This window comes from Vibrio sp. 947 (assembly GCF_033339115.1).
Taxonomy (GTDB): Bacteria; Pseudomonadota; Gammaproteobacteria; order Enterobacterales; family Vibrionaceae; genus Vibrio; species Vibrio alginolyticus.
Map to the genome: position 1 here is coordinate 190291 of NZ_JAWOTX010000007.1, position 24039 is coordinate 214329.

The following is a 24039-nucleotide window of genomic DNA, read 5'->3' on the forward strand; positions in this document are numbered from 1 at the left end:
CACCATTCTAGGCAACTATAAGACGAAAGCGAAATGTCTTGGCTTAGATACCTTTTGTTAACCTATATTGACAATTTTAGAGTAGGGCAGTTCACTAAATTCGAACTCTTGTAGATCAATTTCTTTATGCATTAACAATGCAAACAAGATAGGATCTCCATATTTAATGATATTAATCATACTGTCAGACTTTGATAACCCACCATATAATTTATCTTTGTCTACACAAATTAAAGATGCCTGGAATCCATCTATATCCACAACTTTATTAAATAATCCAATCTGATAGTTTTTGGAAAGATAAATTACTATTGCCAAGTCACTATCAGTTTTTGAGCAAGTATGCGCTGCAATTCCTGTTATTTCACAGGATTCCTTCTTTATGGTAGTACTACAAAATGTAGCTCTTTTATCACCTGAGAAAATAGTAATTACATTCTGAGAAATAGTTATTGCGAGATCATTTTCCTGATATATGAATGAAACTCCACAGGAGTTAAGCACAATCAATGAATCTTCTTTCTGTAATAAAATGCAATCATCTTCTTTCAGATCATAAAATGGAAAGGAGTCGAGCCTATCTCTTTTTCTATTGAGATTATCTATAGCTGGGTGAGATTCGGTTTCCATTATGAAATGCATATTTGACTTTGATAGATGTTTCTTGAAGTGACCAAACGAATATATCTCATCAAAAGTATTGTTGAAGCATTTATATGCAGATAACAATCCATTAATAATGCTTACAAGGTCATCATTTAGAGTTGAGAGGGAAACTGTATCTTGGATAGTATAGTTTTGATTAAGAGTTGTAACACATTGCTCAATAGTTTTAAAAAGATTGAGAGAACCAAAGACCGATAAGCTAATGTATTGTTGTTTGATATTTTCTCTGTTTTCAATAAATAAAGATATATCTTGTTCAATTTCTTGGTTATTTATTATCATTTCATTTCTCTATAACTAAATAAAGCCATCAGGTTGATGGCTTTTTTTAAAATGCTTTGTTATTTTTTGATTTCTAGGTTTAATGCATCAAACAATGTAAGGCTATCAAGTGCTTTAAGTTGTAAGAAATCATATGGCGTTAAATCAGCAGTAGGTTTAATGGATATACTAAGTGTCTTTTGATCCTTCAAGAAGTCCATCATATCCATACCTGCTCTCTTGGCTTTAGGGTAGTGGTGTTGAACAAATTTTACAGCGTAAGCATTCAAATCAGATTTGATAGAAGGGTATTCTTTAATTAGCTTATTAAAGGCTGTTACGTTTTTAACGTCAAGATTCACTTCATTAACGACACCCTTTTTAAGCCCCTCATAGATTTGATTGTTGTCAACGCTTGCCTTGTCTAATGTAGACTTCAAAGAAACCGTCAACTGATCGCCATCAAAGGTCGTCAATCCACTATCTAACTGAAACTTATCATATGCTTGTTTAACTTGAATGTTCATATCTGCATTATCAATTAAATTTCCTTTACCATTGATAGCAACGCGATTCAGAGAAATGGAGATATCTTTGTCTTTATTACCTAAATTAAGATTGTGAACATAAATGTTTTCAGCATTACCAGTGTAATCAAAATACTTAAATTTTGCGTTTTGAATGCTGAATTTTCCTTGTTGGATATCATTAAAGTTAATCGTCGCATTGCTAGATTGAACGCTAAGATTCTTTGAAGTGATAGATATATTCTTGATGGTAAATACATCAGATCCAAGGGATGTCATTTTTACATCATCATAGGTTACTGCAAAACTATTACCGTAACTATTAAGAAAAGCACCGATTTGATCCGTTTTTCCTTTGTAATCCATGAATGTGTTGCCTGTCACGCCTACGATTATTGCCGTAACGATAATCGCAATTATCCATTTTAACTGCATTGTGAAGCCTCGTTATTTTAATTATTTAAATATTTTTTGTTTATTGACTCAAATATAATGCTAAAGGCATGAAGAGTCAAAAGTTTTAGAATTGATTAATGAAGGCGACTTAGTCGCCTTCTAATTAAGTTTCATGGAAGAAGATTTCTTTTTTATTTGTATGCTTGCCAAAGAAACTTGAAGCTTCTCCAATATTTACAAGAGACACAGAGTTGTCAATTGGACACTTGCTTGAAACCTTGATCTGATCGTATTCTTTGTCAATGCTTGAGAATTTTGTACTAATAATTCTGTAGTTTACGTATGAACCAGTTTTTGATTCAAGCTCACTAATCTTAGCTTTAATGTCGAAAGAATCTTTATAGTCGAAATGACCAAGATACTTCAATCGCTGTCTTCTGATTAGTTTTCGACAGTAAGAACCCACAAATTTCTTGCTATGAGTTTTGATTTTCTGCCATAGGTAATCATCTGTTAAATCCGCAAAGCTTTCGATACAGGTGAAGCAGCCTTCAATTTCTTTTCTGGTTTCCTCATCGGACATTACTTCTTCAATAGCCAAGTTCAATAGCAACTCAAAACCGTTGGAAGTTTTGTGGTTGTAGACATGTTCAAACATCGAGTATCTGGAATAAACAAAGTTCTGTAGGATACCTAGAGCTTTTGAGTTAACTGTCATTCCAAACCAGCCAGATTCTTCATCATAATGAGCACTGATATTTTGGATGATAATTCCAAGATCTACTGTGCCATGCGCGACACCACAATAAAAGCTATCTCGATTTAGATAATCCATCTTATCAATATCAAGCTCACTTGATAAAATTGTTTGCAATAGACTAAGGATTTTCGTTGCTTTCTCTTTAGAGGACAACTCAGAACCTTTTCCTGGATTGAATGACTTCGCTGAGAAGATCTCCCATAAAGCATCAGAGTGACTGATTAGAGTTTCTGATGGTTCGTTTTTTGTAGTCTCTAGTACGCTGAGTACATCTTTGATGCGGATACCAAGCCTTTCAGCATCAATATCAGTCATAATCTCGTATGCAGCTCTTACACTGTAGTGTTCATGTTCAATAGTTGAAGGAACTTCTTCATAGAACTGTTCGAAGTCGATACCTTTCCATAGTTTTAGGAAAGTCGATTCATTCTCGAAGATATAATGAAGACAGTTCGTTTTTTCAATCTGGTGCGAAAATGCTGCATGTCCTGTGTCATGAAACAACGCAGCCAATCTAATTACATTAATAAGGTAATCTGATGCTAACTGATGCTTTTCGCTAACAGAAGATACATTGTCAGCGAACCGCTCTTTAAGGTACTCGCTTGTCTTGACAGAAATAATCTTACTGATTACACGACCTGCAATATGCATAGCACCAATTGAATGAGAAAATCGGTTATGGGTTGCGCCAGGGAAGACATATTGAAGGACATCGTTTTGTAGAATGTGTCTGTTCTTTTGCATTAAGTAATGGTCAATCGCAGCAGATTCACAACTACTGATTTCAATTGCTCCATGTACAGGACACATCACAAACTTTGCTCTGTTTGTTTTACTCATTTACTATTCCTTTCAATAAAAATCTGTTACCATTTCGTTTAGTATTGTTGTGATTATACGCAAATAAATATAAAATACAAGTTCCAAATCGAAAACAACTAATTTTTATTAATGAAATAAATAGATTATGAATGACAAAAGCATAAGTGAAAAACTAAAGCCCCTACACGGAGGTGTAGTGTTTTATCCAAGGGAATATGTTCTGGATAATCACGACTTTCTTAAGTCATATGCTGACGGTGTAACAGAGGGTGGTAAAGAGGTTCGAGTATACATTGTTCCAGAAGAAACTTTGATTAAAAGGGCGCAAGACACCACTAGTGGTACAACCATTCCTACAATTGATTCATTTTCTGAGACACATCGTAATGCTCACAATCCTTGTCTAGCAGATCCTAATAATTCTAAGGATACACCAACTGGCATTCTTTTAATTGAACAAGCATCAGTCGATGAAACTTCAATCGCGCAAATTGGTAAGCCTACTATCATTGGTAAATGGGCAAGTGTTATACAGATCGGTGATGAAGGAAAACTTTCTGAAATCGGGAAAGGGTATTTAGAAGTTACTATGAGTCCAAAGCCAACAGGCTTGATGCTTGAAATAATGCCAAAATTCAGACAGCTAAATGAACAGGTAGCTCAGGGCATGAGAAACCCTCTTGATGTAATTGAGGAAAAGAGAATGCTCTATTCTCGCATCATGGGTGAAAGAAAAAAATTCTTCGTTGCAGTTATCATCAAGCATCAAGAATTGATGCAGGTAACAGATTACAACATACAAAACTTTAGAAATCTTCTCGCTCAATTGATCACCAGATATACTTCTGAAGGCATGTATGGTGGAGCAATGATTCGCGTAAGAAGTGGCAATGAAGTCTTGAGAAGATTTTGCTACACATGCAACCACAGTTACGATTATCGAAAAGGTGATGGTTCTTTGGCAGATCCATTCGAAAAGGTTGATGAGTTTCTTAAGTACGGTGGTAGACAGTTACTAAACCATTGTCAAAGAAACAATACTTGTGTGTTAGAAGTTATCCCTACTCAGCGTATAAACTGTGCGAGAAATGGTAATGACAGATATTCTAAAGACATTAATAATTCACCTATGGGTGAATCAAAAATACTGAAAACGTATGTGGAAAAGAACCTTCGTGAAGTTCCTGATGTAAATATCGAGAGAGAAAAGGGTTTTGTTTTTTGCAATGTAGCCCTGAGATTGAGTCTGTTAAGAAAGGCTGGTTCTAAAGGGAATAAAGTCTTGAGCGCCATCCACGCTTTTAGTAGACCGCTTGGAAATATCTATACTATTGACCATACAGGTAAACCTCTTTACAAGATTGTATAAACCTTATCTTTCATATTTGGTTCATTGCTTATATGGTTTGATCATATACTCAATCACTTACAGTAAATTTTGGGTATTTCTCAACCTATAACGATCATCATTTAATCAGAGGGCTTTTAAATATTGCCCTCTGATTTTTTTATGCTTTTCTTTTGCCTTGCGTAAACTTCAAGATTTGGTATTATCAACTGACAATTTAAATAACAAATAAAAAATTGAATAAAGGTTAATGATGTCTAACTCACGTAAAGATAATGCTGCCGTGAAAGTCTTAAAAAAGGTTTTCGGGACGCAAAATGATCGAATACTAAAAAAATACAATAAAAAATCACCTGAAATTGCTAAGCATTATGAAGAATTCAAAGATTTCACTGATGAACAGCTTCTAAGCAAGGCAAATGAATTAAGAGCCGAGTTCAAGAAAGATGGAAGTATCGATGCCATAGCAACGCGTACATTTGCACTATGCCAGGTGGCAGGTGAGAACAAGTTAGGTATGAAGCATTACGATGTCCAGCTTATCGGTGGACTTATCCTTAACGATGGTAACGTCGCGGAAATGAAGACGGGTGAAGGTAAAACATTGGTAGCAACCTTGCCTGTAGTATTGAGAGCGTTTACTGGTCATCAGGTTCATGTTGTTACTGTTAATGACTATCTGGCAAGCCGTGATGCTGAGATCATGAGACCGTTATATGAGTGCCTTGGACTTTCCGTGGCTTCTCTAAACAACAAGTTAGGTAATGAAGAGAGACGACCAATTTATGCTTGTAATATTGTATATGGTACAAACTCAGAATTCGCATTTGACTACCTGAGAAAAAACATCGCCCCAGATGTTTCCCAGCAAGTTCAACCAGAGTGTTATTTTGCTCTAATCGATGAAGTGGACTCAATCTTAATTGATGAGGCTAGAACGCCACTAATTATCAGTGGAGCTAGCGATGTTGACTCTCAAGAGGTTGCTCTAATGAGGGAACTTGCAGAGCACTTCACAACAAAGATTCAAGAAGAAACGACTGGTAGCAAACAGGTTGAAGAAGTCGATGCTGATGCCGCTCTTATCCCTAAAACGAAATCAGCTCAATTAACTGAAAAAGGTTACGAGAAATTTGAGCAGTTACTTCTTGAGCACGGTGTAATTGATACCGTTGGTCGCCTGTATGAACCTGACAAAACATACATGGTTAAGTCAATGGAAACTGCAATTCGTGCAAAACATTTGTATGAAAATAACGTAGACTATCTTGTGTCAGACGGAAAAATCAAAATCATCAATTCTTCCACAGGTCGTGTTGAAGAAGGGCGTAGGTGGTCTGAAGGTCTACATCAAGCTATTGAGGCTAAAGAGGGTGTTGAGATCAATCCTGATAACAAAACGATTGCAAGCACATCCCTACAAAACTTCTTCAGACAATATGAATCAATTGCGGGTATGACTGGTACGGGTGATACTGAAGCGCATGAGTTCAAAGAAGTATACGGCATGGATGTAGTGGTGGTTCCTTCTAACAAGCCTGTTCAGCGTCAAGACAAGCAAGATAAAATCTTCATGGTTAAGGAAACAAAGTACAAGGCGATTTTAGAAGATGTTATTGAGATCCATAAGACTGGCAGACCAATTCTTGTGGGTACAGATTCTGTTCAAGAAAGTATCTTGATTTCAAATATATTCGAAAAAGCTGGTCTTAAATTCAATGTTTTAAATGCAAAAAACCATGAAAAAGAAGCTAGCATCATCGCACAGGCAGGTGAGAGAAATGCAATCACGGTAAGTACTAACATGGCTGGTCGAGGTACAGACATTTTGCTTGGTGGTAACTGTGAGGCTTATATTGAAGCCAATAACATTGTAGATGAAGAAGAAATCAAACAAGTTAAAGCAAGATTCAAAGACGAGTCTGAATATATTAAGAGCATTGGTGGTCTTCATGTTGTAGGTACTAGTCGTAATGAAAGTCGTCGAGTTGACCTTCAGTTGAGGGGGCGTTCAGGACGACAAGGCGACCCTGGCAGCTCTCAATTCTATGTGTCGCTAGATGATAAGTTAATGCTAAACTTTGGCGGTGAAAGCACAAGAAACTGGATGAGAGCGGCTGGTTTCGGTGATGATGATGAACTTTCGCATCCATTACTAGATAGAGCAATAGTGAAAGCTCAGGCTAAATGCGAGGGATTAGGCTCGAACATGCGAGCAGAACTGCTCAAGTACGATGATATCATCAATAAACAACGCTTACAGATGTTTGCAATGCGTCAAGAGTGGCTGGAGATTGCAACAAAAGATGACTTTAACCCTGACGAATGTGTTGAACGCGTTAAAGGCATCGTTGCTAGCGCAGTATATGCTCTTGTAGACAAGTACCTTCCAAGTAACAACGATTACACTTGGGATGTGGATTCACTTGATACGTTCTTGCAAGTTGAGTGGGATGTCAAACCGATAGTTAGTGATCTCATTGACAAAGGTTATGGCATTGAGAGCATCAAAGAAGAGTTGCTTCAACTCGTGTATGCAAGGTTTGAAGAAACGCTTAACGAGCTGAATATGCTTCATAATGCTCGTGCTGATATCATGCTTTACAAAACGGTGATGGTTAAAACTTTAGACTCATACTGGTTCGAACAAATTGAGCTTTTAGATGATCTAAGGGAAGGGATCCACTTAAGGGGTTACGCTCAGAAAAACCCTCTTCAGGAATTTGGACTTGGCGCTATTGAATTCTTCAAACAAATGATTGAATCAATTCAAATGGATTTCACAACAACCATGTTCAGCTCAATTTACGGCTCTATCAATCATCAAAAGCGTGTTATTGAACACATGAGACAGATAGAAATGCAAGAGCAGATTGAGAATAGCAAATCTGAAGAAGACGCCAAAGCTGTGAATTAAAAGCATATAAATTGATATGCTTATAATGGGGTGGTAGAATTAACAAAAAATGAATGGATTAAATAAAATGAAAAAGTTAATTCTCTTTTTGATGTTAACAATCTCCACCTCATCATTTGCTAGTGACATTTGCTATAAAAAGCATGACCTTCAATCTGATGAAAGCGCTCAACAATCAGCTCAGCAATATAAAGACAATGAAAACATTCTTGGTGTTTTTATGACTTGTTCTGGCGTGTTTTTAATGGCAATGTCACCACAAGATGTCGTTAAGCAGCAGTGTCCTGATGGTTCAAGCCCTTGTAAGACAGCCGTAAAGAAATTCTGTAAAAAGAACAAATTCGGAGCGCCAGTTGGTAATGGCGTATCAAGCGCACTATGCGCCCCATTTTTATTCATGCTATAAAACATGAGATATGAAAACTAACAACACATTTTCAAGACATGAAACTGGGTTGGTAAGGGTTCTTGGATTTATTTACTTAACAATCATATTTGGTTCTTACTATATTGAGTATGAATCAAATCTTGGTAATAAGTTCAGCCCTAAAATTGACATACTCGCTATGTCAATTTTTTTCTACCTGGTCGTATCGTATTTTCTCGATTACATGCTTACACCAAAGATTGGTGATAAATTTCATAGGCTATTATTGTTCGTAGACTCAGTTTTATGTGGCTTAACCTTTAGCCACTTGAAAAGCGATCCGCTTTTAGTATTTATGCTTTTAATTATTCAAAGCTATATATACATATCAGCAGGAGGGCTTAAATACTGGTTCTACTATATGACATGGTCGTTATTTGTGGCTTTAGCCGCTCAAGGATACAACTTACTACCAGAAATGGACAAAACATCTACGCTAATGCAGTGGGCTGGTGGATTCTATTCAATGATATTCATTGTCATCGTTTCACTACAGAAGCACGATAGAACAAACAAATTGATAGCGATACGTGAAGATTTGTTGAAAAAAGGAAAAAAACAAAAGCAGCTTTCAAAGATACTTTCTAATTACTTGTCTCCGCAGATAGTAAGGATGTATGAAAAAGGTGATGATATAAGCACAAATCTGCAACGAAAGAAAATATCTGTATGTTTTATTGACATAGTTGGGTTTTCATCATTATCTGAAACTTTAGAGCCTGAGCTTTTAGCTATAATTCTGAATGATTTCTTTTCAAAAATGACCGAAATAGCGTTAAGACATGGCGGGACGGTAGATAAGTATATTGGTGATGGCATGATGGTGTTCTTCGGTGATCCTGTCACAAAAGGTGCTTATAAGGATGCCTATAATTGCATTCAAATGAGCATTGCAATGCAGAAGTCTATGGACGAACTAAATGACAAGTGGCTAACTCACGGCATAAAAAGAAACATTCAAATTCGTGTTGGCATTAACAGCGGGTATTGTCATGTCGGTAACATTGGTTCTAGCCAGCGTCTTGCATATACGGTTATCGGAAGGGTCGTTAACATTGCGGCAAGAATCGAATCATTGGCTGAGCCAGGGTCTGTATACATAGCTCAAGAGACATTCAACTTGGTTAACAATAAAGTCGAAGCGATTTATAAGGGACACAAAAAGCTGAAGGGTATAAGCCATGAGGTAGCCGTGTATGATGTTATGCACTTTACAGAAGTATCTCACAATGAAGTGTTGTATATAGACGATAGCAAGATAACAATTTCTGGTGTATCCAGAGATCGGGTCGATTCGATAATTAAAGCTTTAGAGGATTTGAAAGTTGATTAATTTTAGCTGTAATGGTTGTGGAGCTTGCTGCTACGGTGGCATCTCCTTAACGCCAGAAGAATATTTCTTCAAACATTATGATGATTTTGCTGTAAATCTATCACTATCAGCATACGACATACGAAACCTTGTAAGTCCTGAGTTTCCCGATAGAAGTTACAAGCAACAGAAAAAATATCTTTCTGACAATTTCTTTGTATCAATAAAAACGAAGTCTGATCGTAAAGTCGCGGTGTTCTTAGAGTTTATTTCTGTTAATCCCGCAATTGTTCCGTGCCGAAATTTAAATGAATTTAAACAGTGCAGTATCTATTCAAGAAGACCAAAAGTTTGCTCTTTGTATCCATATAGAATTGATACAACTCCAACTGAATTAAAGCATGGACTTCTAATGGAGAAATCGAGAGCTATTGAAACGACAGGTGAGATAAAAGCTTGCGAAGGATTTAAAAATACTCAGGAAGTTATTTTTACAGACAAACCAACAGATCCAAGCGTTATCCCTTTATTGAACGAACGTACAATGGAGCTGAGAAAGTATAAGGCGCTTATCAAACAATTCATTCAATACTTAATGACAAATGAAAGCATTAGCCAGCAGATTGAGAAAAACAGCGCTTTCAATACGCCAAATGGTGAAAGAATTACTTTATCTCTTGTGGATTTAGCAAAATTCTACATTAGTAAGGATGGGTATTTAACGTATAATATGGAGCGTTTATTGATAGCAAATAGTAAAATGCTAAAACGCGAAGCAGTTCGAATAAATGAAATTGGAGATGATAGGTTAAGTAAGTATGCTGAATCTTTAATGACAGACCACGTAGTGCATGAAACATTGCTCGAACTAAATAATACCGCACCGTAAAAGGTGCGGAAATTCAATCGTCTAATCTGTCTTTCTCGTGTGCTTCTGATTTTCTTCTCCGAAACCAGAATCTGAATCAGCTTCCTGATCTTCAACATCCTCCTTCACATTTCTTTCCCCATAGGCTATCTCTTGCGTTTCCGCTACGGCACTATCTACTTGTTTACCCATCGCTTCAATCACATCCTGCTGCGCTCCTGAGAGCTTTTTGAGGCTAATATATAGCGTTATGGCAATTACAGGGGCAACGATGTAAAAAGCGTCTTCTACAGGCTTCTGGATAATGCTAGATATCAATGCCCCAAGAGGGTAGGCAATAAAGAAAGCAATGACAGGTGCTGCTTTGATGCAAATTCCTAAGTTTCTTGCTTTCTTGGATAAAGAGATGTTTTTCTTTCTCATTCTTTCTAGGATATCTTCAGACTCAATATTGATGTAATAAGCTCCATCTTCAGAGACTCTGAAGCCTTGCTTTTGTTCTAATTTCATAGTTTTTCCAAATTTAATATAAAAAAATAGAGGCTTTAAGCCTCTATTTTATACAAATGTTTTTTATTGTCTATTTAAAACATCCACGCCTTTCATTGCATCAACAAGACCATATTCAATCGCAGCTCTTGCGCTCATGAAATTATCTCGGTCTGTATCTCGTTCAATCACATCTAGCGGCTGACCTGTATAGTGCGCTAAATGACGATTGAGATTATCCTTAATTGAAAGGATTTCTTGAGCATGGATCTGGATATCAGATGCCTGACCTTGGAATCCGCCAAGCGGCTGATGAATCATAACTCTTGAGTTGGGCATAACGAAGCGTTTACCTTTAGCACCAGCAGCAAGAAGGAAGGCTCCCATTGAGCAAGCCTGTCCGTGACAAATAGTTACGATGTTAGGCTTAACTGAATTCATGGTGTCGTGAATGACCATGCCAGCAGTTACGCTACCACCAGGGCTGTTGATGTACATGTAAATATCTTTGTTTTCATTCTGCTGTTCAAGCCAATAGAGTTGCATCGAAACTTCATCAGCCATATCATCAGTAACTTGACCAGTTAAAAATACGCTTCTGGATTGAAGTAGTCGAGAAGGCATATCATAAGTAAACATTCCATCTTTTGTTCTTTCAACGACTGTAGCAGCTCTCATTCAATATCATCCTATTTGTTTGCTGATGAGTCATTAAGTGACTGGATTGCCTCATCAAGCTTTTTGTAAGTTAAAAGCAGTGCCGTACCTGGAGAAGCGCCTTCTTCGACAAAGTAGTCGAACATAGCAATTACATCTTCAGATGGCGGAATAAACTTTCTAGCGTAATCGACATCGTTATCAATCTCTTCAAACATGAAAGTTTCTTCTTTATTTGTAGCGAAATTATATAGAGACATTTGTTTTTTTGCAACAGTATTCCTAATAAAATCAGATTGTTGCTCAATATTTATCCCATTATGAACGTCAATCACTTCTGATTGAGTCTCTGACTCGACTTTAACTGGCTCAGCGTGAGATTCTGCTACTTTTACCTCAGGAGAGCCTGTGTTAACAGTAAAGAAATCACTTGCATAGGAATTGACTGACAAGGAAGCACCCAAAGACAGTATTAATAATTTTATTTTCATTTTTTAATCCTTAATTTAATTAAATAAGAAAGGACATGTCGCGCTATCTGATCTTAAACTTTGAACCTGTTTTTCTGTTCTTGTGAAAAAACCAGTTTGCTCGTTTTGTTCTTTTCATTATTTTCTTCTTTTTATCTTTGAGGTGAATGATACGTTACTTTTAGTCGGGATTTCAACATCCAAACCTGTAATCTGGAATTGTTTAAATAAGAAGTACTTGATAAGTCTTTGCTTGTCTTGGCTAGCAACTGCGGTTGCAATGTCAGGAGCGGGATAGGTAACGGGTTCTCTTTGATTGTTCAGAAACTTGATATTGAAGTTTTCATTGTCAATGAAATCGACTTTGAATATTTTTTTTATGAGATCTTTAATGGATTCATGGTCACTGCCTGAATCTAGAACCAATCTTGATTGCAGGATGGGGGTATAACCTGATTCATGGGCAATTGAACTTGGGTTTGACTCGCTTATTGCAAGTGAGATTGACTGAATATCCTGTATTTTCATTTATTAAAAGATTCATTGTTGATTGATTCCTCAATCTTATCATACGTTTGATTTTATTGTAAGCGTAAAAAAGGCACTTCCTAGAAGTGCCTGTGCTGCGATATGTAAGATTATGTTATTTTTTTAGCAAGTAGGAGATTTCACTCTTTACTACAGATATTGAAACTGCGGTTGACAGTAGTGTGCTTAGGATAAACAGAGCGATTGTGTACATGCTGTTGTGAGCCATTTGACTCATAACAGTAGGTACTGCAATGCCAGTAAGCAAAAGGATGGCTGTCACCGTAATTAGAGGTACTCTTTTTGCTAAGCTAATTGTGTCCAAAAAATTTGATAACTTGGATTCATCTTCCAGGCTTATGCTTTCCATACAGACCTTTTCAAGAGCTTTGATGTTTTTAGTTACAAGAACAATAAAGCCAGAAAGAAGAAAAGCTAACATGCAGGGGAAAATCACGACATTGCTTGCAAAAGTCGCATCGCCAGTCTGAAACTTTTCAAGTCCTGAAACGTAAGACATAACACCCACAAACGCGAGCATTACTGTAAATATAGAACCGAGACCTATTTGTATCTTGGTTTTAGATATATGCTCATTCATAATCTTTACTCATCGCAATAACATACTATCACTTATACCACAAGAAAGATAAGAGTCAATAAAAAATGGCAAATAATATCAATTATTTTGCCATCTTTGCAATAAATAATTAAATAAAAACCCCCTATAAGTAAGGGGGTTTGATTTATATAACTAAACAGGTGAATCCTGCGAGTAATAGGGCTGGAGCAAAAGGAATCTCAGCCTCTTTTTCCAGTTTGTAACCTTTAGCAATGAGACCTTTAAACACAAATGTCAAAATGCCGAACAAACAGGAAAGAGCAACTACATTTAATGTGCTTGATAAGCCAGTCCATGCAATGATTGCTGCAAGTAACTTGAAATCACCACCACCCATGCCATCAGTATTTCGAATGCAGCAGTAAAGGTAATTAATCACATACAAAAAGCTGTAAGCAACAATCACCCCTGACACGCTTGATTCTAAACTGGTGTAAGTACCATTGTAGTTAAAAATAACACCTAACCACAAAAGTAAGTAAGTGTACTCATCAGGTATCATTTTAGTTTTGATGTCTATATCGGAAATAGCGATTGCTAAGTATGAGAAGAATACAATACCTAGCGCCTGATAAAACCCGAACATCGCGAATGCAGCACAAGCAAAGGCAGAAAATAAGAACTCGACCAAAAAGTAGCGAATCGGGATTGGTTGCTTACAGCAACCTGATTTACCTCTCAACAGCAACCAGCCTAAAACAGGTATGTTGTAATAAAATGGTATCATCGTTCCACAAGTGGTGCAGTATGATCTTCCCATTAGGGTATTATACTTGTCAGCACCGCACTCTATCGGATCGTGCGCTATTTTCTTTTCCTTCAGATAGAACTTCACGTTTTCAACAATATCGTGCTCCATAATGACTGGCATCCTATAAAGCAATACGTTTAAGAATGTAGCCATAGCAGAACCAAACATGAATACTATAGCGTAAAAGATCCAGCTATTACTCTCATGCATTTGCATTAATATTTCTAGATAATTATTATTCATTTCTTGTTATTCCGTTTATTATAATTTATTTGTTATCATTCTTTTGACGTTATTATATTTCCCGAAATAAATAATTCAACCAAAAAAAATGGAGCTTATCGCTCCATTCCTTTAACATTTGCCATGTTTTTTTGTTTTTTGTTGGCGGACTCCAACTCAAATTGTCGTTTCCGCTCATTATAGATGGGCGCGAAAACAACACTATCAAATTTAACTGTTTCAGAGCGATCATCAGTCCCATCATTATTGAAGGAGAAATGAATCTCTTCTTTTTCAATGATTTTTTGACCTTCCTCGTCTAGCTTATGAACAACAATCCAGTCTGTAATAAATTCAGGGATGATGTCATTAGGGTCTACAACGATTTCTAGTTTTTCTTGTTCATCAACATATTGCTTCCACTGGTCAGTTTTTGTAAATGCTTCCCAAGATTGCTTTAATGTTTCAGCATGATCAGCTTTATAAACCGTTTCGATTACTTCAACTCGACCTCTGCGACTTAGTCTTACTGGATTGTTGAGAATTTCATATCTATCATCATATGTAGGAACATCTGGAAAAGGGTACGAAACCTCAATTTGTGTTCTACCACAATCAGATGCCCAACGATAACAACCTTCATCATTATCTTCATAATCGGAAGAATAAGTGCCGTTTTCCATTACAAACCTTTGAAGCACGTCAAATAACACACCTTTTTCATGCCAAAATTCGTTTTTCTTGTACTCTTTAATGAAGTTAGGTCTCATATCTTATTTACCGTTTATTTTTTCTTTTTTATAATAATACCATTCTTTAATAATAAATAAAAAGACCTCATGAATGATATGGAAGAAGTTTTCTTATACACGGTAAGGCAGTTTAACGAAAAGGATGAAGAGGTTTCACTACTTGAAACAAGTTCTCCCGTTGTGGCAATTTCTGATTTTACTATAAAAACAAAAATGTATTACAAAAACGATTTAAGTCGAGAAGTTACAGTTCAGCAAATGCCTGGAACTGAGCGAGCTGAAATCATAAAGATGATATCCATTGTAATTGATAAGGAGAGTGAGATTAGGGAAAGTGTGATCTATCTAGAAACTAATAAAGTTTCCACAGATAGCGAAATAACAGAAAGATTTTCGGAACAAACAATTAAAAGATATAAATCAGAATCATATGTAAGTGCCTTATCAGAAGTTGCAAACAATTTCTTGAAGCTTTCTGGTGGAAATATCGAAATCATGAAGATAATATCAGTAATTGCTGGCAAAGATCCTTCACATGAATTGTGGCGACCTAGAAAGCCTGGTAAGAAATCTCTTTCTTTAGGGTGATATAACTCTTAAATATCAGTAGATATTGTAGGCTGTTTGATTATCTGTTAGGATTTCGAAAAAATTTAATAATAAAAAGAGGCACTATGTTTTTTAATATATTAATAAGTGGTGGCTTACTGGTTGTTTTCTTTAATTATTTAGATACTAAATACACTGAGATATTCACCCTCGCACCAAAAGAAGTCTTGATAGCCATGATGATTGCCATGATTCTATCTGCTGTAAATCATATTGTCAGAAGCTTTTATGTTTCTAGAGCAAAGGGGTGGCCTTCAGTAACTGGAAAAATTCTTTATGTCACACAAAAGAAAAATGCATTTTCAGAACGCTTTCAGATTGTGTATTCATATGAGGTAAATGGAGTAAGGTATCGAGGCGATCAGTTTGATTTGGCTTCAAGTTACGCAAAGTACGGGTCTCTAAGACGATACTGTAGAATGAAGAAAGAAGAATTAATGAGTAAGGCAGTGCAGGGTAGACAAGTGAAGGTGTTTTACAATCCAGAATTGTCTAGCGATTGTGTGCTGGACAACAATCCAACATTATCATTAGTGGTTAGTCAGATCCCTTCATATACAGTAATTTTCATATCAATGTATTACTTAGCAGCGCTAATTATTGATGTCTTACAACACAATGGAATTATGTAGAGGACTGCTACGGAGCAGTCCTCTAAACATTTACAGAAGTATCTGTCTTATGTACCCAACGCGATCTTTGGTGTTAGGTAACTTCTTGTTAAAATGTATCATTGCCTTTTCACCATGCACAGCAGAGATTTGCATATTCTCAGGGTCTTTAACGAAGATGTTGAGGATGGAATCTCTGTCTTTCACTGAGCGAGAGAAGATAATCTTGCCACCGTCTTCATTTGCATGAATACCAACAATCTTCAGTCTCTTCGCTGCCATTTTAAGCTTAGTGATAAATATTAGGTTTCCGACCAAATATGGAGATTTACCAAATCTATCCTCCATTTCTTGGAATACATCATTTACCTCTGATACCTTTTCAGCCATAGATATTCTTCTATAGTAGTAAAGTCTTAAATTAGGATGAGGTATGTAGTTTTCAGGAATACTGTATTTAACTCCAACGTCTATATTAATAGATTCATCACCTTCTTTAAGCGATTGTAATTGGAAGTCACTCAAGCTTTCAAAATTATTACTCTTAAGGATCTCAATACATTTATTCAAGATAAAGTGATACAGAGAGTATCCCATTTTTGAAATGTGACCACTTTGGCTTTCACCAAGTATTTCACCAGCACCTCGAATCTCAAGATCGTGGTTCGCAAGCTTGTAGCCCTCACCAATCTTGGATGTTTTTTCCATAGCATTTAGTCGTTTCATACCTTCTTCAGTGATGTTGTTCCCTGAAGTAAGTAGATAAGCGTACCCTTGACGAGTAGAGCGACCAACACGACCCCTTAACTGATGCAATGCTGCCAAGCCAAAGGCGTTCGCATTTTCAATAAGGATAGTGTTTGCATTAGGAACATCGATACCGTTCTCAATGATTGTTGTAGCAATGAGCATGTCAAATTCATGCTTATAGAATGCTGACATCACTGCTTCAACTTCTAGAGCGTGCATTTTACCATGAGCAATACCTATCCTTAGATCAGGGAATAGATTTTTAAGATATTCAGCTCTAGCATATATAGAAGTTGTATTATTGTGTAAGAAAAATAACTGACCATTACGAAGCATTTCACGCTTAATGGCTTCAACAATTAACTGATCATTAAATTCAGACACAATTGTTCTGATATTCAATCTATTTGCTGGTGGCTGTCTTAAAGTACTAGTGTCCTTAATTCCACTTAGAGACATATTTAGTGTTCTAGGAATAGGTGTTGCTGTCATGGCTAGTATATTAATGCCTGAAAATCTACTACGTATATTTTCTTTGTCGTTTACACCAAATCTATGCTCTTCATCTATAATAACCAACGCTAAATTATGGTAATCGATAGCTCGTTTTATGGCTTTATGAGTACCAATAATGATATGAGCCTCACCATTTTCTATCTGTTGGATAATTTCCTTTTCAATTTTCTGTGTGCCTGATGTTAGCTCTACAACATTGATTCCAAACGATTCAAACCTAGCTTTAAAGCTTCTATAGTGTTGCTGTGCAAGGATGGTTGAGGGAGCTACCAGGACAACCTGAGCACCAGCAGAGGCAACAATCATAGATGCGCGTAAAGCCACTTCAGTTTTACCAAAACCAACATCACCTGCAACTAATCTATCCATAGGTCGTGCAGAGACCAAGTCGTTTTTGACATCTTCAACGGCTTTTAGCTGATCATTCGTTGCTTGATATGGAAACTCACGACAAAAGCGGTAGTAGTCGGCTTTCGGCTCGGGTATCTGTATACCCACCATTTTTTCACGCTGAATTTGAGCTTCAATAAGGGTTAGGGCAGTGCCTTCGATATCATCGACTACTTTTGCAATCTCATCTTTCCAAGAGCTGCCTTTTTCATCTAACCTATCAATTTTTACAGATTCAGGGTTTAGTCCATTGTATTTATTTACTAAGTGCAAATCGCTGATTTGCACAAAAGCAAGTGCCGAGTCTTGGTACTCTATTGTGAAATACTCATTACCGTCCGTTTCAAGAGATAGTTGCTTAAGCCCCTTGTATTTACCGATACCGTAATGTGTATGTACAACTAAATCATCGATTTCAAGATCTTTAATAAATTGGTGATTGTTATCCTCATCAACTACCTCTGATTCATCCTCTATCTTAGCCTGTATAGGCATACCAAAGATTTCTTTTTCGGTAACAACTAGGATTTTATGAGTATTATCGAAGTAGCCTGTGTTTACATTAGAGTAAACAATCACTGCTTTTTCAGGAGCGTTTTTTGCCTCATCCCACTTTTTAGCAAAGAGGGATTTCATTCTTAGTAGTCTGGATATTGCTACTATTTGGTCGCTACGAGCCTCAGAGTGAAGCACAAAAACGACCTTTTCAGCCTTTTTCACATAAGGAGAAAGCATAGACATGATATCACTCAAGCTATGCTTTTTGCTAAAACCTGTATTCTCAGTATCGTATACTGTATCAAAACCTTTTTTATCTTCAGAAAGAAAGATGCTGTTTGTTCTAGAAATACAGTCAATTAGACTCTCTGAATTTAGCCATACCTTTTGTGGCGGCAGGATTTTTCGCTTCTTATCATCCTTTAACTCTTCATATCTCTCTTTAGCTGTTGAAATAACTTGAGAGTAATGACAGCTAAATCCACTAGTTAGAAATACATTAAACTGCCTTTCAGACAGTTTTTCCATTAGTGTTGTGTGCTGATCATATAAATAAGTGTAGAACTCAATCCCTTCAGGAGTTTCACCTGCTGAAATTTGTGAGTAGGTTACATCACCTGTTGCTGATGAAAATTCTTTCCTGAAGTTTTTGCGAAATAGGATGCTTGATGGTTTATCAAGCGGAACCTCTCTTGCTTGCAAAATTTGGATAGACTCAAGTGTAGCAATGCTCTTTTGAGTAATGCTATCGAAAGTCTTGATAGAGGTAATGTGATCACTGTCTGAAACTGCAATACGTGCAGGTTTATCATGTGATAGGGGGTAGATATCAAGAATGTTATTGATAACCGTGAATTCACCTGGTTTGGTGACTTCAAGATTCGCTTTCTCGTAACCTACAGCAATCAGTTTTTGTTCAACTTGTTGAATTGATACTTGTTCATTAACTTTTAAATTAATCTGAGTATTTATCCAGTAGTCGAAATCCATTATGTACTGGGTAGCTGCCGCAGCAGTGGTAACAACAAGACGTTTGTCACCATTCATACTCGCAAGTTTGTTGAACGCAGAAATTCTTAATGCGGAAACTGACGCGTTCGGTGATTCTGTATCATATGGAAGAACTTCAATCTCTGGAATGTGTATGATTTGGTCTTCATTGACAGCAGAGAAGAATCTCAACTGAGACAAAATCTCAGAAGCTTCATTGTTATCCTTACAAACAATGATTGAGCTTTTTACTAAATCACTAAATATTTCGGAAATTGCTAATGATACAGATGAGCCGCAGAGACCCCCGATTCCCTTTTTACAAACATTTTGAATGTTCTTTAGTTCGGAGCACCCAGTGTTACTCATCGTTAAACCTCAGATAATAGACCAACATGTAATTTAAAAAATATTATGTTTGATGTCAATGATCTGAGGTTTTTTTATTGGTAAATTAAAGAGATGCGCCGATTAAACTTTTAAGCAGGAAAGCACATATGCTTTCTTTGCATCAGGCCATTTCGCAAATCTTTCTTTGAATGCATCCAAGTTATATTGAAACAACTTATTGTAAGAGTAATTCATGTAATTAGACATTAAGTGGTTGATTAGGTAGCTACCTTCCTCACCCTCAAGCAAAGTACCATTAACTTTGTGAGTATACAGAATGTACTTACTAGTTACTTTGATTCGCTCTGATCTTGTAAGCTTCGAAATGATTCGACTGATCTCATGAAACTCAACAGGTAAGTCATCAGGATTATCCCTAACCATTTGGTTGATTAGATATGAATCAACGCTTTCATGGTTAACGCCCTGGCTACTAGCAAGGTGGTCAATGACGATACGATCACGGATTTTACTAAGATGCTCTTTAACTTCTTGCAATTCAGAACCATTTCTATCAACAAGAATTCTACTTTTTAGAAGAATTTCAATAACCTTGTCAATTTCTTGGAAGTTGATGCACTTAATGCCTTTAGGCACTTGGTCGTGAGGAAACTTCTTCTCATCCATAAAGATGACGTATTTATCACCATTCGTCAGATAGATTCGATAAAATCCACCGTAGTGATTTGTAAATACTGAAGTCTTCTTATACTTATTCTTTTTAGGGAGATAGCAATCGTAAGAAATACTTGGTGTCTTACGACACAACGAAGCAAGGTCTTCAAGCTTATCTTCCGAAAGAAATTCAATACTATCAGAGTTTCTCAGTTCTGATACTTTACCCGCGATTTCTTGGTTGGTTTTGATAATTTTTTTCGGTGTATCACAAACAATTGATAGTTCGTGGATATTTAAGATGTCACTCAAACACTCAACGCGAATAACATTATTTTCGATTTCACCAAACACACTATCCAAAGCAGTTAACGCCATGATTTCATTTTTATTGTCGTTAATAAACTTTTTGATAACGAATGGGGTAGATGAGAAAGATAAGCTAATAGAACGCAAGTTTGCCTGACGAACATCAATGATGATGAACTGGCGGTTTACACCATTAGGGTTCAAAAAGCTGCTATCTTCCATCTCAGCAGCAATCTCAGGGCTGTAGCCGCAAATATCGATGTGGAACTCAGTTAGAGTAGTGCGCTTGCCTGTAAGCGCTGCTAGAGCGTTATTGTAGCGCTCTACCATATGGGGTTTATTAACTAACAGTAACTGACTGTTAATCATGCTTTCAAGTTGCTTAGTGTAATTCATAAAATATTCTCATTACTAAAGCGGGTGACTGGCACCCGCTAATAAGACTTACTGATTGTTCTCTGCTTCTCGTTCTTTTTGAAGAAGCAAGGTAGCCTTCTCATTCAGACGGGCTTGACGAACTTTTTCATTAACTTCTTCATTATCGCTCTTGTTCTTAGAGCGGAATTCAGAGTCCATGTAAGCATTAAATTCTTGAAGAATTAGTGCAATCTCAAGTTTCTTCACGTATGACTTGATCATTTCCAGCTTTTCTTCGTAGGACTTGTCGATAAACACTGAGCGTTCTTCGAACCATTCCTCAGGAAGGTCTGCGTCTGAAGCACGACCAAGCGCAGATGATGCAATGTTAGCTACTGATCGACCAGAGAAGTCTGGGTATACTGAAAGTACGTTGTCACAGTAAATCGCTACATCTTCAAAGCTTTCAAATTCATGACCAAGCTGCTTGACGGTAGCTTCGTAAACTTCAAGAAGTTGTGGCTCTTGAGGTTTATTGTGCTGCTCATAGCTTTCTTGAACTGCTGTTTGAATTTCTTGAGTGCTTAGTGGCTCATTATCGCCATATGGGATCTCTGTTTTGTTCTTCGATAGAATGTAAAACAGGTCAGCAAAATCCTCTTTGGTCTTAGGACCGTCAATCAAGAATCGTGTAATTGCACGTTGGCGAAGTGCTGGATCCATATTTTCAGCATGGTTAGTAAACATGCCAAAGATGCAGTTACCACGAACAATTGTTTTAGCGCCAGCAAAAGACTCCATAAGAACTGCTGTCACTTCTTGCTGACCAGCAGAAGATTTACTATCACCACGCTTACCTGCAATCTGGTCGATATCATCAATCGTACCAAAGCCTAGACAGTCAGGATTCACAACATTGTTGATGAATGCTTTAGCATTCTGAGCAGATTTACCCTGATACTCACTGATATTGTCAGTACTGAAGTTTTCGTAGTAGTACGGTAGACCCAGTCGCTCACAGTAATCAGATAGTAAAGTTGAGGTCATCTGGATCAATGTTGTCTTACCAGTACCAGGCTTACCGTCACCAAGAATAGTGAATGGGAAACCACCAATCTCAACAAACGGGTTCATTTTACGCTCAAAGTCGTAACAAAGAAGTTTCTTAACGATTTTCAAGCAGTGTTGCTTTGCAATAGCGTTACCAACAACTTCATGCGGCTCAACACGTTTCATTTGAACTTTTTTAGTTGCGTTCTTGGAGATTTTATCAAAACCGTGAACTTCAAACTTATCTTTTTCAATAAAGAAAGTGTTGCTCTCATAGGCAGATAAGTGTTTTAAGCCTTCAACGTGACGCTCATTGTTTGAAATTACTTTTTCAAAGTAATCAACAACAACGTTGATTAGGACTTCATCCGACTTAGCCTGGTTCTTAACGTTTTCGTTCAAGCCATTAAGCATTGAGTATAGAGCGTTAAGATTTGAGCTTACATCAATGGTGTAAGTTTGCGCTTCAATATTTGAAGTTGTAGTGTGAGCACCTAGAGCATGAACAATGTAAGATGCAGTTACATGAGTACCGATAATCGTGAGAGTTTTGCTCATCTCAGAACGGCGCGTCTTCTCTTCATCAGTTAAGTATTGATTGCGCTTAATCTTTTCTTCTAGATCTGAAAGACCTGAGAAGTTTGTGTATTGTTCATTGATAGCCGTTGATACAGACAGTGCGCGGCGTAATGCATGAATTACTTTGTGCTGAGATTCAGACGCAAGGGCATCATTTGGAGTCACATTCAAGATTGACTTGTTTAGTTCAACAAGAGTGTTGTTTGAAAGTGATGATGTCATTGAAAAAGAAGAGGCACTCGAATCACTCGCACTATCTTTGTTAGAGTAGTTGAATCGATTAATTCGATTCATCGCGTTAGTGTAGTGTTTCTCGATATCCTTCTCATCTATCTTGATTAGGTTTTTATTTGATTCTGTCATCTTTTACTCGTTAATTCATTTATTGATTAATTATTTTAATAACCAAGACTTTTTATCTTGGTTATTATTACGGTAATCTGCATTAAATATCAGGTGTTTACAATCTAATTAGTTCACCATCATCGCCAACCACAAACTTTCTTTCACTTAATAAAGCTTTTTGGTCAGAATCTGCAAGAGCTTGGTATGCGCGGTAAGGGATAATCATACTAACAGCATAATTTGAAATACCGTTATCTACGCAAACAGCATCATGTCTTGGAATGTCGTAAATTTGAATTTCTTGTTTTGAAGATAAAATTCCTCGACTTTTAATTTCCGAACCTTTTGATAATAAGGTTTCAACTTTCCATTGGAATAACCAGTTATCATCAGTATCAGCTACTTTTTTAAGCACATTTTCAATAATGTCATTGTGCTCTGTGATACCACTACAGTAAATTGGACCCAGAGAGACACGCTTCAATTCAACAGGATGAAGGTCGTCAAATTCGCCATCAATGGTTTTAGCAATCTGTAGAAGTTTGTAAGCTGAGACTGTGTTGTCCTTAATAACTTGCTTTAGGCGATCAGTATGCTGATCAACGAAATCTTCAACTTCGAAATCTCTTCGGCTTACTTCAGCCTTCATGATGTAGATGGTTGGGATGCCTCTATCATGGTCGAAGTTAGCCCAAGTCATAAGAATGGTTGGTCGCCCTGTCTTTTCGTTGCTTTTAATTAAACCCCAAGAAGGTTCGTTGTAAGGCAAGAAGACATCATTAGACTCAACCCAATCCAAGTACAATCTGTATGACAGGTTCTTTTGCAAAGCATAAGGAACTTCTTTCTTAGTCATGACATGTGAAAGAATTTTCTCTTTTAATTGCTCAGCAGAAGGGTAGTTTGCTTGTTCATTTTCAATATTCTTTTTGATGGAATCTAGAAAAATGAATTCTTTCCTGGTCGGGAAGCCGCTACCGTCTGTCTGAATTGTAAGTCTTTCAACGCTTTCATCGCGTTCATCGCCGTTAAAGTAGTACTTAAGAGATAGAGCGTTAACCGAACGATAGAAAAGATTAATGTAATGATCTACACCTAATCCATCAGGAAGTTTTGAGCTGCTTCTGAATAAGTTTTCTACTTTTGGTAATACGTGGTTTAGGACATTGAAGTAATGGCGTGTACGTTCATTACATTCAACTTGAGTCCCTTTATTAATTAGATCAGACATT

Annotated in this window: 21 protein-coding genes; 7 read left to right on the top strand and 14 right to left on the bottom strand. The window is 36.8% G+C overall.

Annotation, left to right across the window (positions count from 1 at the left end; all coding sequences use genetic code 11):
* Positions 1-57: 57 nt before the first annotated feature.
* The 3 genes from R7Q39_RS11450 to R7Q39_RS11460 all read right to left on the bottom strand — a co-directional run bounded on the left by R7Q39_RS11450 (position 58) and on the right by R7Q39_RS11460 (position 3453).
* A complete protein-coding gene (locus tag R7Q39_RS11450) occupies positions 58-948 on the bottom strand; it encodes a hypothetical protein (RefSeq protein WP_318076275.1) in 891 nt (296 codons plus the stop codon).
* Between the two features lie 59 nt (positions 949-1007).
* Positions 1008-1889 (bottom strand): hypothetical protein, encoded by an 882-nt coding sequence (locus R7Q39_RS11455; protein WP_318076276.1) that lies wholly within the window; start codon positions 1887-1889, stop codon positions 1008-1010.
* A gap of 124 nt (positions 1890-2013) precedes the next feature.
* Positions 2014-3453 carry an HD domain-containing protein gene (locus R7Q39_RS11460; RefSeq protein WP_318076277.1) on the bottom strand — a complete coding sequence of 480 codons (1440 nt, stop codon included), beginning with the start codon at positions 3451-3453 and terminating at the stop codon, positions 2014-2016.
* 127 nt (positions 3454-3580) lie between these two features.
* Between R7Q39_RS11460 and R7Q39_RS11465 the strand changes: the two genes are divergently transcribed.
* From R7Q39_RS11465 to R7Q39_RS11485, 5 genes are all read left to right on the top strand, one after another.
* Positions 3581-4804, top strand: a complete 1224-nt coding sequence (locus R7Q39_RS11465) for a hypothetical protein (protein WP_318076278.1) — start codon at positions 3581-3583, stop codon at positions 4802-4804.
* 229 nt (positions 4805-5033) lie between these two features.
* Entirely contained in the window at positions 5034-7700 is a 2667-nt protein-coding gene (gene secA / locus R7Q39_RS11470; RefSeq protein WP_318076279.1) for a preprotein translocase subunit SecA, read from the top strand.
* A 67-nt stretch (positions 7701-7767) separates the two neighbouring features.
* Positions 7768-8106, top strand: coding sequence for a hypothetical protein (locus R7Q39_RS11475; protein WP_038129952.1), 339 nt, complete (start codon positions 7768-7770; stop codon positions 8104-8106).
* Positions 8107-8116: 10 nt separating this feature from the next.
* Positions 8117-9460: an adenylate/guanylate cyclase domain-containing protein gene (locus R7Q39_RS11480; RefSeq protein ID WP_053318348.1), complete on the top strand. Its 1344-nt coding sequence runs from the start codon at positions 8117-8119 to the stop codon at positions 9458-9460.
* Positions 9453-10328 (top strand): YkgJ family cysteine cluster protein, encoded by an 876-nt coding sequence (locus R7Q39_RS11485; RefSeq protein WP_318076280.1) that lies wholly within the window; start codon positions 9453-9455, stop codon positions 10326-10328. The genes R7Q39_RS11480 and R7Q39_RS11485 overlap by 8 nt, the downstream gene beginning before the upstream one ends.
* Before the next feature lie 21 nt (positions 10329-10349).
* On the opposite strand, the gene R7Q39_RS11490 is transcribed toward R7Q39_RS11485, so the two are convergent.
* The 7 genes from R7Q39_RS11490 to R7Q39_RS11520 form a co-directional block, all read right to left on the bottom strand.
* Entirely contained in the window at positions 10350-10817 is a 468-nt protein-coding gene (locus R7Q39_RS11490) for a hypothetical protein (RefSeq protein WP_318076281.1), read from the bottom strand.
* Between the two features lie 63 nt (positions 10818-10880).
* Positions 10881-11474, bottom strand: a complete 594-nt coding sequence (locus tag R7Q39_RS11495; protein ID WP_411977343.1) for an ATP-dependent Clp protease proteolytic subunit — start codon at positions 11472-11474, stop codon at positions 10881-10883.
* An 11-nt stretch (positions 11475-11485) separates the two neighbouring features.
* The gene (locus R7Q39_RS11500) at positions 11486-11944 is read right to left on the bottom strand and encodes a hypothetical protein (protein WP_318076282.1); all 459 of its coding nucleotides are present in this window, start codon (positions 11942-11944) and stop codon (positions 11486-11488) included.
* Between the two features lie 117 nt (positions 11945-12061).
* On the bottom strand, positions 12062-12451 hold the full coding sequence (locus R7Q39_RS11505; protein ID WP_053318352.1) for a hypothetical protein: 390 nt from the start codon (positions 12449-12451) through the stop codon (positions 12062-12064).
* A gap of 115 nt (positions 12452-12566) precedes the next feature.
* Positions 12567-13052 (bottom strand): hypothetical protein, encoded by a 486-nt coding sequence (locus R7Q39_RS11510; RefSeq protein WP_318076283.1) that lies wholly within the window; start codon positions 13050-13052, stop codon positions 12567-12569.
* Between the two features lie 145 nt (positions 13053-13197).
* A complete protein-coding gene (locus R7Q39_RS11515; RefSeq protein WP_273981652.1) occupies positions 13198-14067 on the bottom strand; it encodes a prepilin peptidase in 870 nt (289 codons plus the stop codon).
* 95 nt (positions 14068-14162) lie between these two features.
* Positions 14163-14816: a hypothetical protein gene (locus R7Q39_RS11520; protein WP_318076284.1), complete on the bottom strand. Its 654-nt coding sequence runs from the start codon at positions 14814-14816 to the stop codon at positions 14163-14165.
* Between the two features lie 69 nt (positions 14817-14885).
* Between R7Q39_RS11520 and R7Q39_RS11525 the strand changes: the two genes are divergently transcribed.
* Together R7Q39_RS11525 and R7Q39_RS11530 are read left to right on the top strand one after the other, a co-directional pair.
* On the top strand, positions 14886-15386 hold the full coding sequence (locus R7Q39_RS11525; protein ID WP_318076285.1) for a hypothetical protein: 501 nt from the start codon (positions 14886-14888) through the stop codon (positions 15384-15386).
* An 86-nt stretch (positions 15387-15472) separates the two neighbouring features.
* The gene (locus R7Q39_RS11530; protein ID WP_053318357.1) at positions 15473-16039 is read left to right on the top strand and encodes a DUF3592 domain-containing protein; all 567 of its coding nucleotides are present in this window, start codon (positions 15473-15475) and stop codon (positions 16037-16039) included.
* A gap of 30 nt (positions 16040-16069) precedes the next feature.
* On the opposite strand, the gene mfd is transcribed toward R7Q39_RS11530, so the two are convergent.
* The 4 genes from mfd to R7Q39_RS11550 all read right to left on the bottom strand — a co-directional run bounded on the left by mfd (position 16070) and on the right by R7Q39_RS11550 (position 24038).
* Positions 16070-19531: a transcription-repair coupling factor gene (gene mfd / locus R7Q39_RS11535; protein ID WP_318076286.1), complete on the bottom strand. Its 3462-nt coding sequence runs from the start codon at positions 19529-19531 to the stop codon at positions 16070-16072.
* Between the two features lie 102 nt (positions 19532-19633).
* Positions 19634-20872 (bottom strand): DUF6638 family protein, encoded by a 1239-nt coding sequence (locus R7Q39_RS11540; RefSeq protein ID WP_118895333.1) that lies wholly within the window; start codon positions 20870-20872, stop codon positions 19634-19636.
* 48 nt (positions 20873-20920) lie between these two features.
* Positions 20921-22825, bottom strand: a complete 1905-nt coding sequence (locus R7Q39_RS11545) for an ATP-binding protein (RefSeq protein ID WP_318076287.1) — start codon at positions 22823-22825, stop codon at positions 20921-20923.
* Between the two features lie 97 nt (positions 22826-22922).
* The gene (locus R7Q39_RS11550; protein WP_318076288.1) at positions 22923-24038 is read right to left on the bottom strand and encodes a hypothetical protein; all 1116 of its coding nucleotides are present in this window, start codon (positions 24036-24038) and stop codon (positions 22923-22925) included.
* Position 24039 lies beyond the last annotated feature (1 nt).

What these genes read in the sequence shown, in the direction of transcription:
- R7Q39_RS11450 (WP_318076275.1), bottom strand. Translation starts at nt 948, where the DNA reads ATGATAATAAATAACCAAGAAATTGAACAAGATATATCTTTATTTATT.
- R7Q39_RS11455 (WP_318076276.1), bottom strand. Translation starts at nt 1,889, where the DNA reads ATGCAGTTAAAATGGATAATTGCGATTATCGTTACGGCAATAATCGTA.
- R7Q39_RS11460 (WP_318076277.1), bottom strand. Translation starts at nt 3,453, where the DNA reads ATGAGTAAAACAAACAGAGCAAAGTTTGTGATGTGTCCTGTACATGGA.
- R7Q39_RS11465 (WP_318076278.1), top strand. Translation starts at nt 3,581, where the DNA reads ATGAATGACAAAAGCATAAGTGAAAAACTAAAGCCCCTACACGGAGGT.
- secA (WP_318076279.1), top strand. Translation starts at nt 5,034, where the DNA reads ATGATGTCTAACTCACGTAAAGATAATGCTGCCGTGAAAGTCTTAAAA.
- R7Q39_RS11475 (WP_038129952.1), top strand. Translation starts at nt 7,768, where the DNA reads ATGAAAAAGTTAATTCTCTTTTTGATGTTAACAATCTCCACCTCATCA.
- R7Q39_RS11480 (WP_053318348.1), top strand. Translation starts at nt 8,117, where the DNA reads ATGAAAACTAACAACACATTTTCAAGACATGAAACTGGGTTGGTAAGG.
- R7Q39_RS11490 (WP_318076281.1), bottom strand. Translation starts at nt 10,817, where the DNA reads ATGAAATTAGAACAAAAGCAAGGCTTCAGAGTCTCTGAAGATGGAGCT.
- R7Q39_RS11495 (WP_411977343.1), bottom strand. Translation starts at nt 11,474, where the DNA reads ATGAGAGCTGCTACAGTCGTTGAAAGAACAAAAGATGGAATGTTTACT.
- R7Q39_RS11500 (WP_318076282.1), bottom strand. Translation starts at nt 11,944, where the DNA reads ATGAAAATAAAATTATTAATACTGTCTTTGGGTGCTTCCTTGTCAGTC.
- R7Q39_RS11505 (WP_053318352.1), bottom strand. Translation starts at nt 12,451, where the DNA reads ATGAAAATACAGGATATTCAGTCAATCTCACTTGCAATAAGCGAGTCA.
- R7Q39_RS11510 (WP_318076283.1), bottom strand. Translation starts at nt 13,052, where the DNA reads ATGAATGAGCATATATCTAAAACCAAGATACAAATAGGTCTCGGTTCT.
- R7Q39_RS11515 (WP_273981652.1), bottom strand. Translation starts at nt 14,067, where the DNA reads ATGAATAATAATTATCTAGAAATATTAATGCAAATGCATGAGAGTAAT.
- R7Q39_RS11520 (WP_318076284.1), bottom strand. Translation starts at nt 14,816, where the DNA reads ATGAGACCTAACTTCATTAAAGAGTACAAGAAAAACGAATTTTGGCAT.
- R7Q39_RS11525 (WP_318076285.1), top strand. Translation starts at nt 14,886, where the DNA reads ATGAATGATATGGAAGAAGTTTTCTTATACACGGTAAGGCAGTTTAAC.
- R7Q39_RS11530 (WP_053318357.1), top strand. Translation starts at nt 15,473, where the DNA reads ATGTTTTTTAATATATTAATAAGTGGTGGCTTACTGGTTGTTTTCTTT.
- mfd (WP_318076286.1), bottom strand. Translation starts at nt 19,531, where the DNA reads ATGAGTAACACTGGGTGCTCCGAACTAAAGAACATTCAAAATGTTTGT.
- R7Q39_RS11540 (WP_118895333.1), bottom strand. Translation starts at nt 20,872, where the DNA reads ATGAATTACACTAAGCAACTTGAAAGCATGATTAACAGTCAGTTACTG.
- R7Q39_RS11545 (WP_318076287.1), bottom strand. Translation starts at nt 22,825, where the DNA reads ATGACAGAATCAAATAAAAACCTAATCAAGATAGATGAGAAGGATATC.
- R7Q39_RS11550 (WP_318076288.1), bottom strand. Translation starts at nt 24,038, where the DNA reads ATGTCTGATCTAATTAATAAAGGGACTCAAGTTGAATGTAATGAACGT.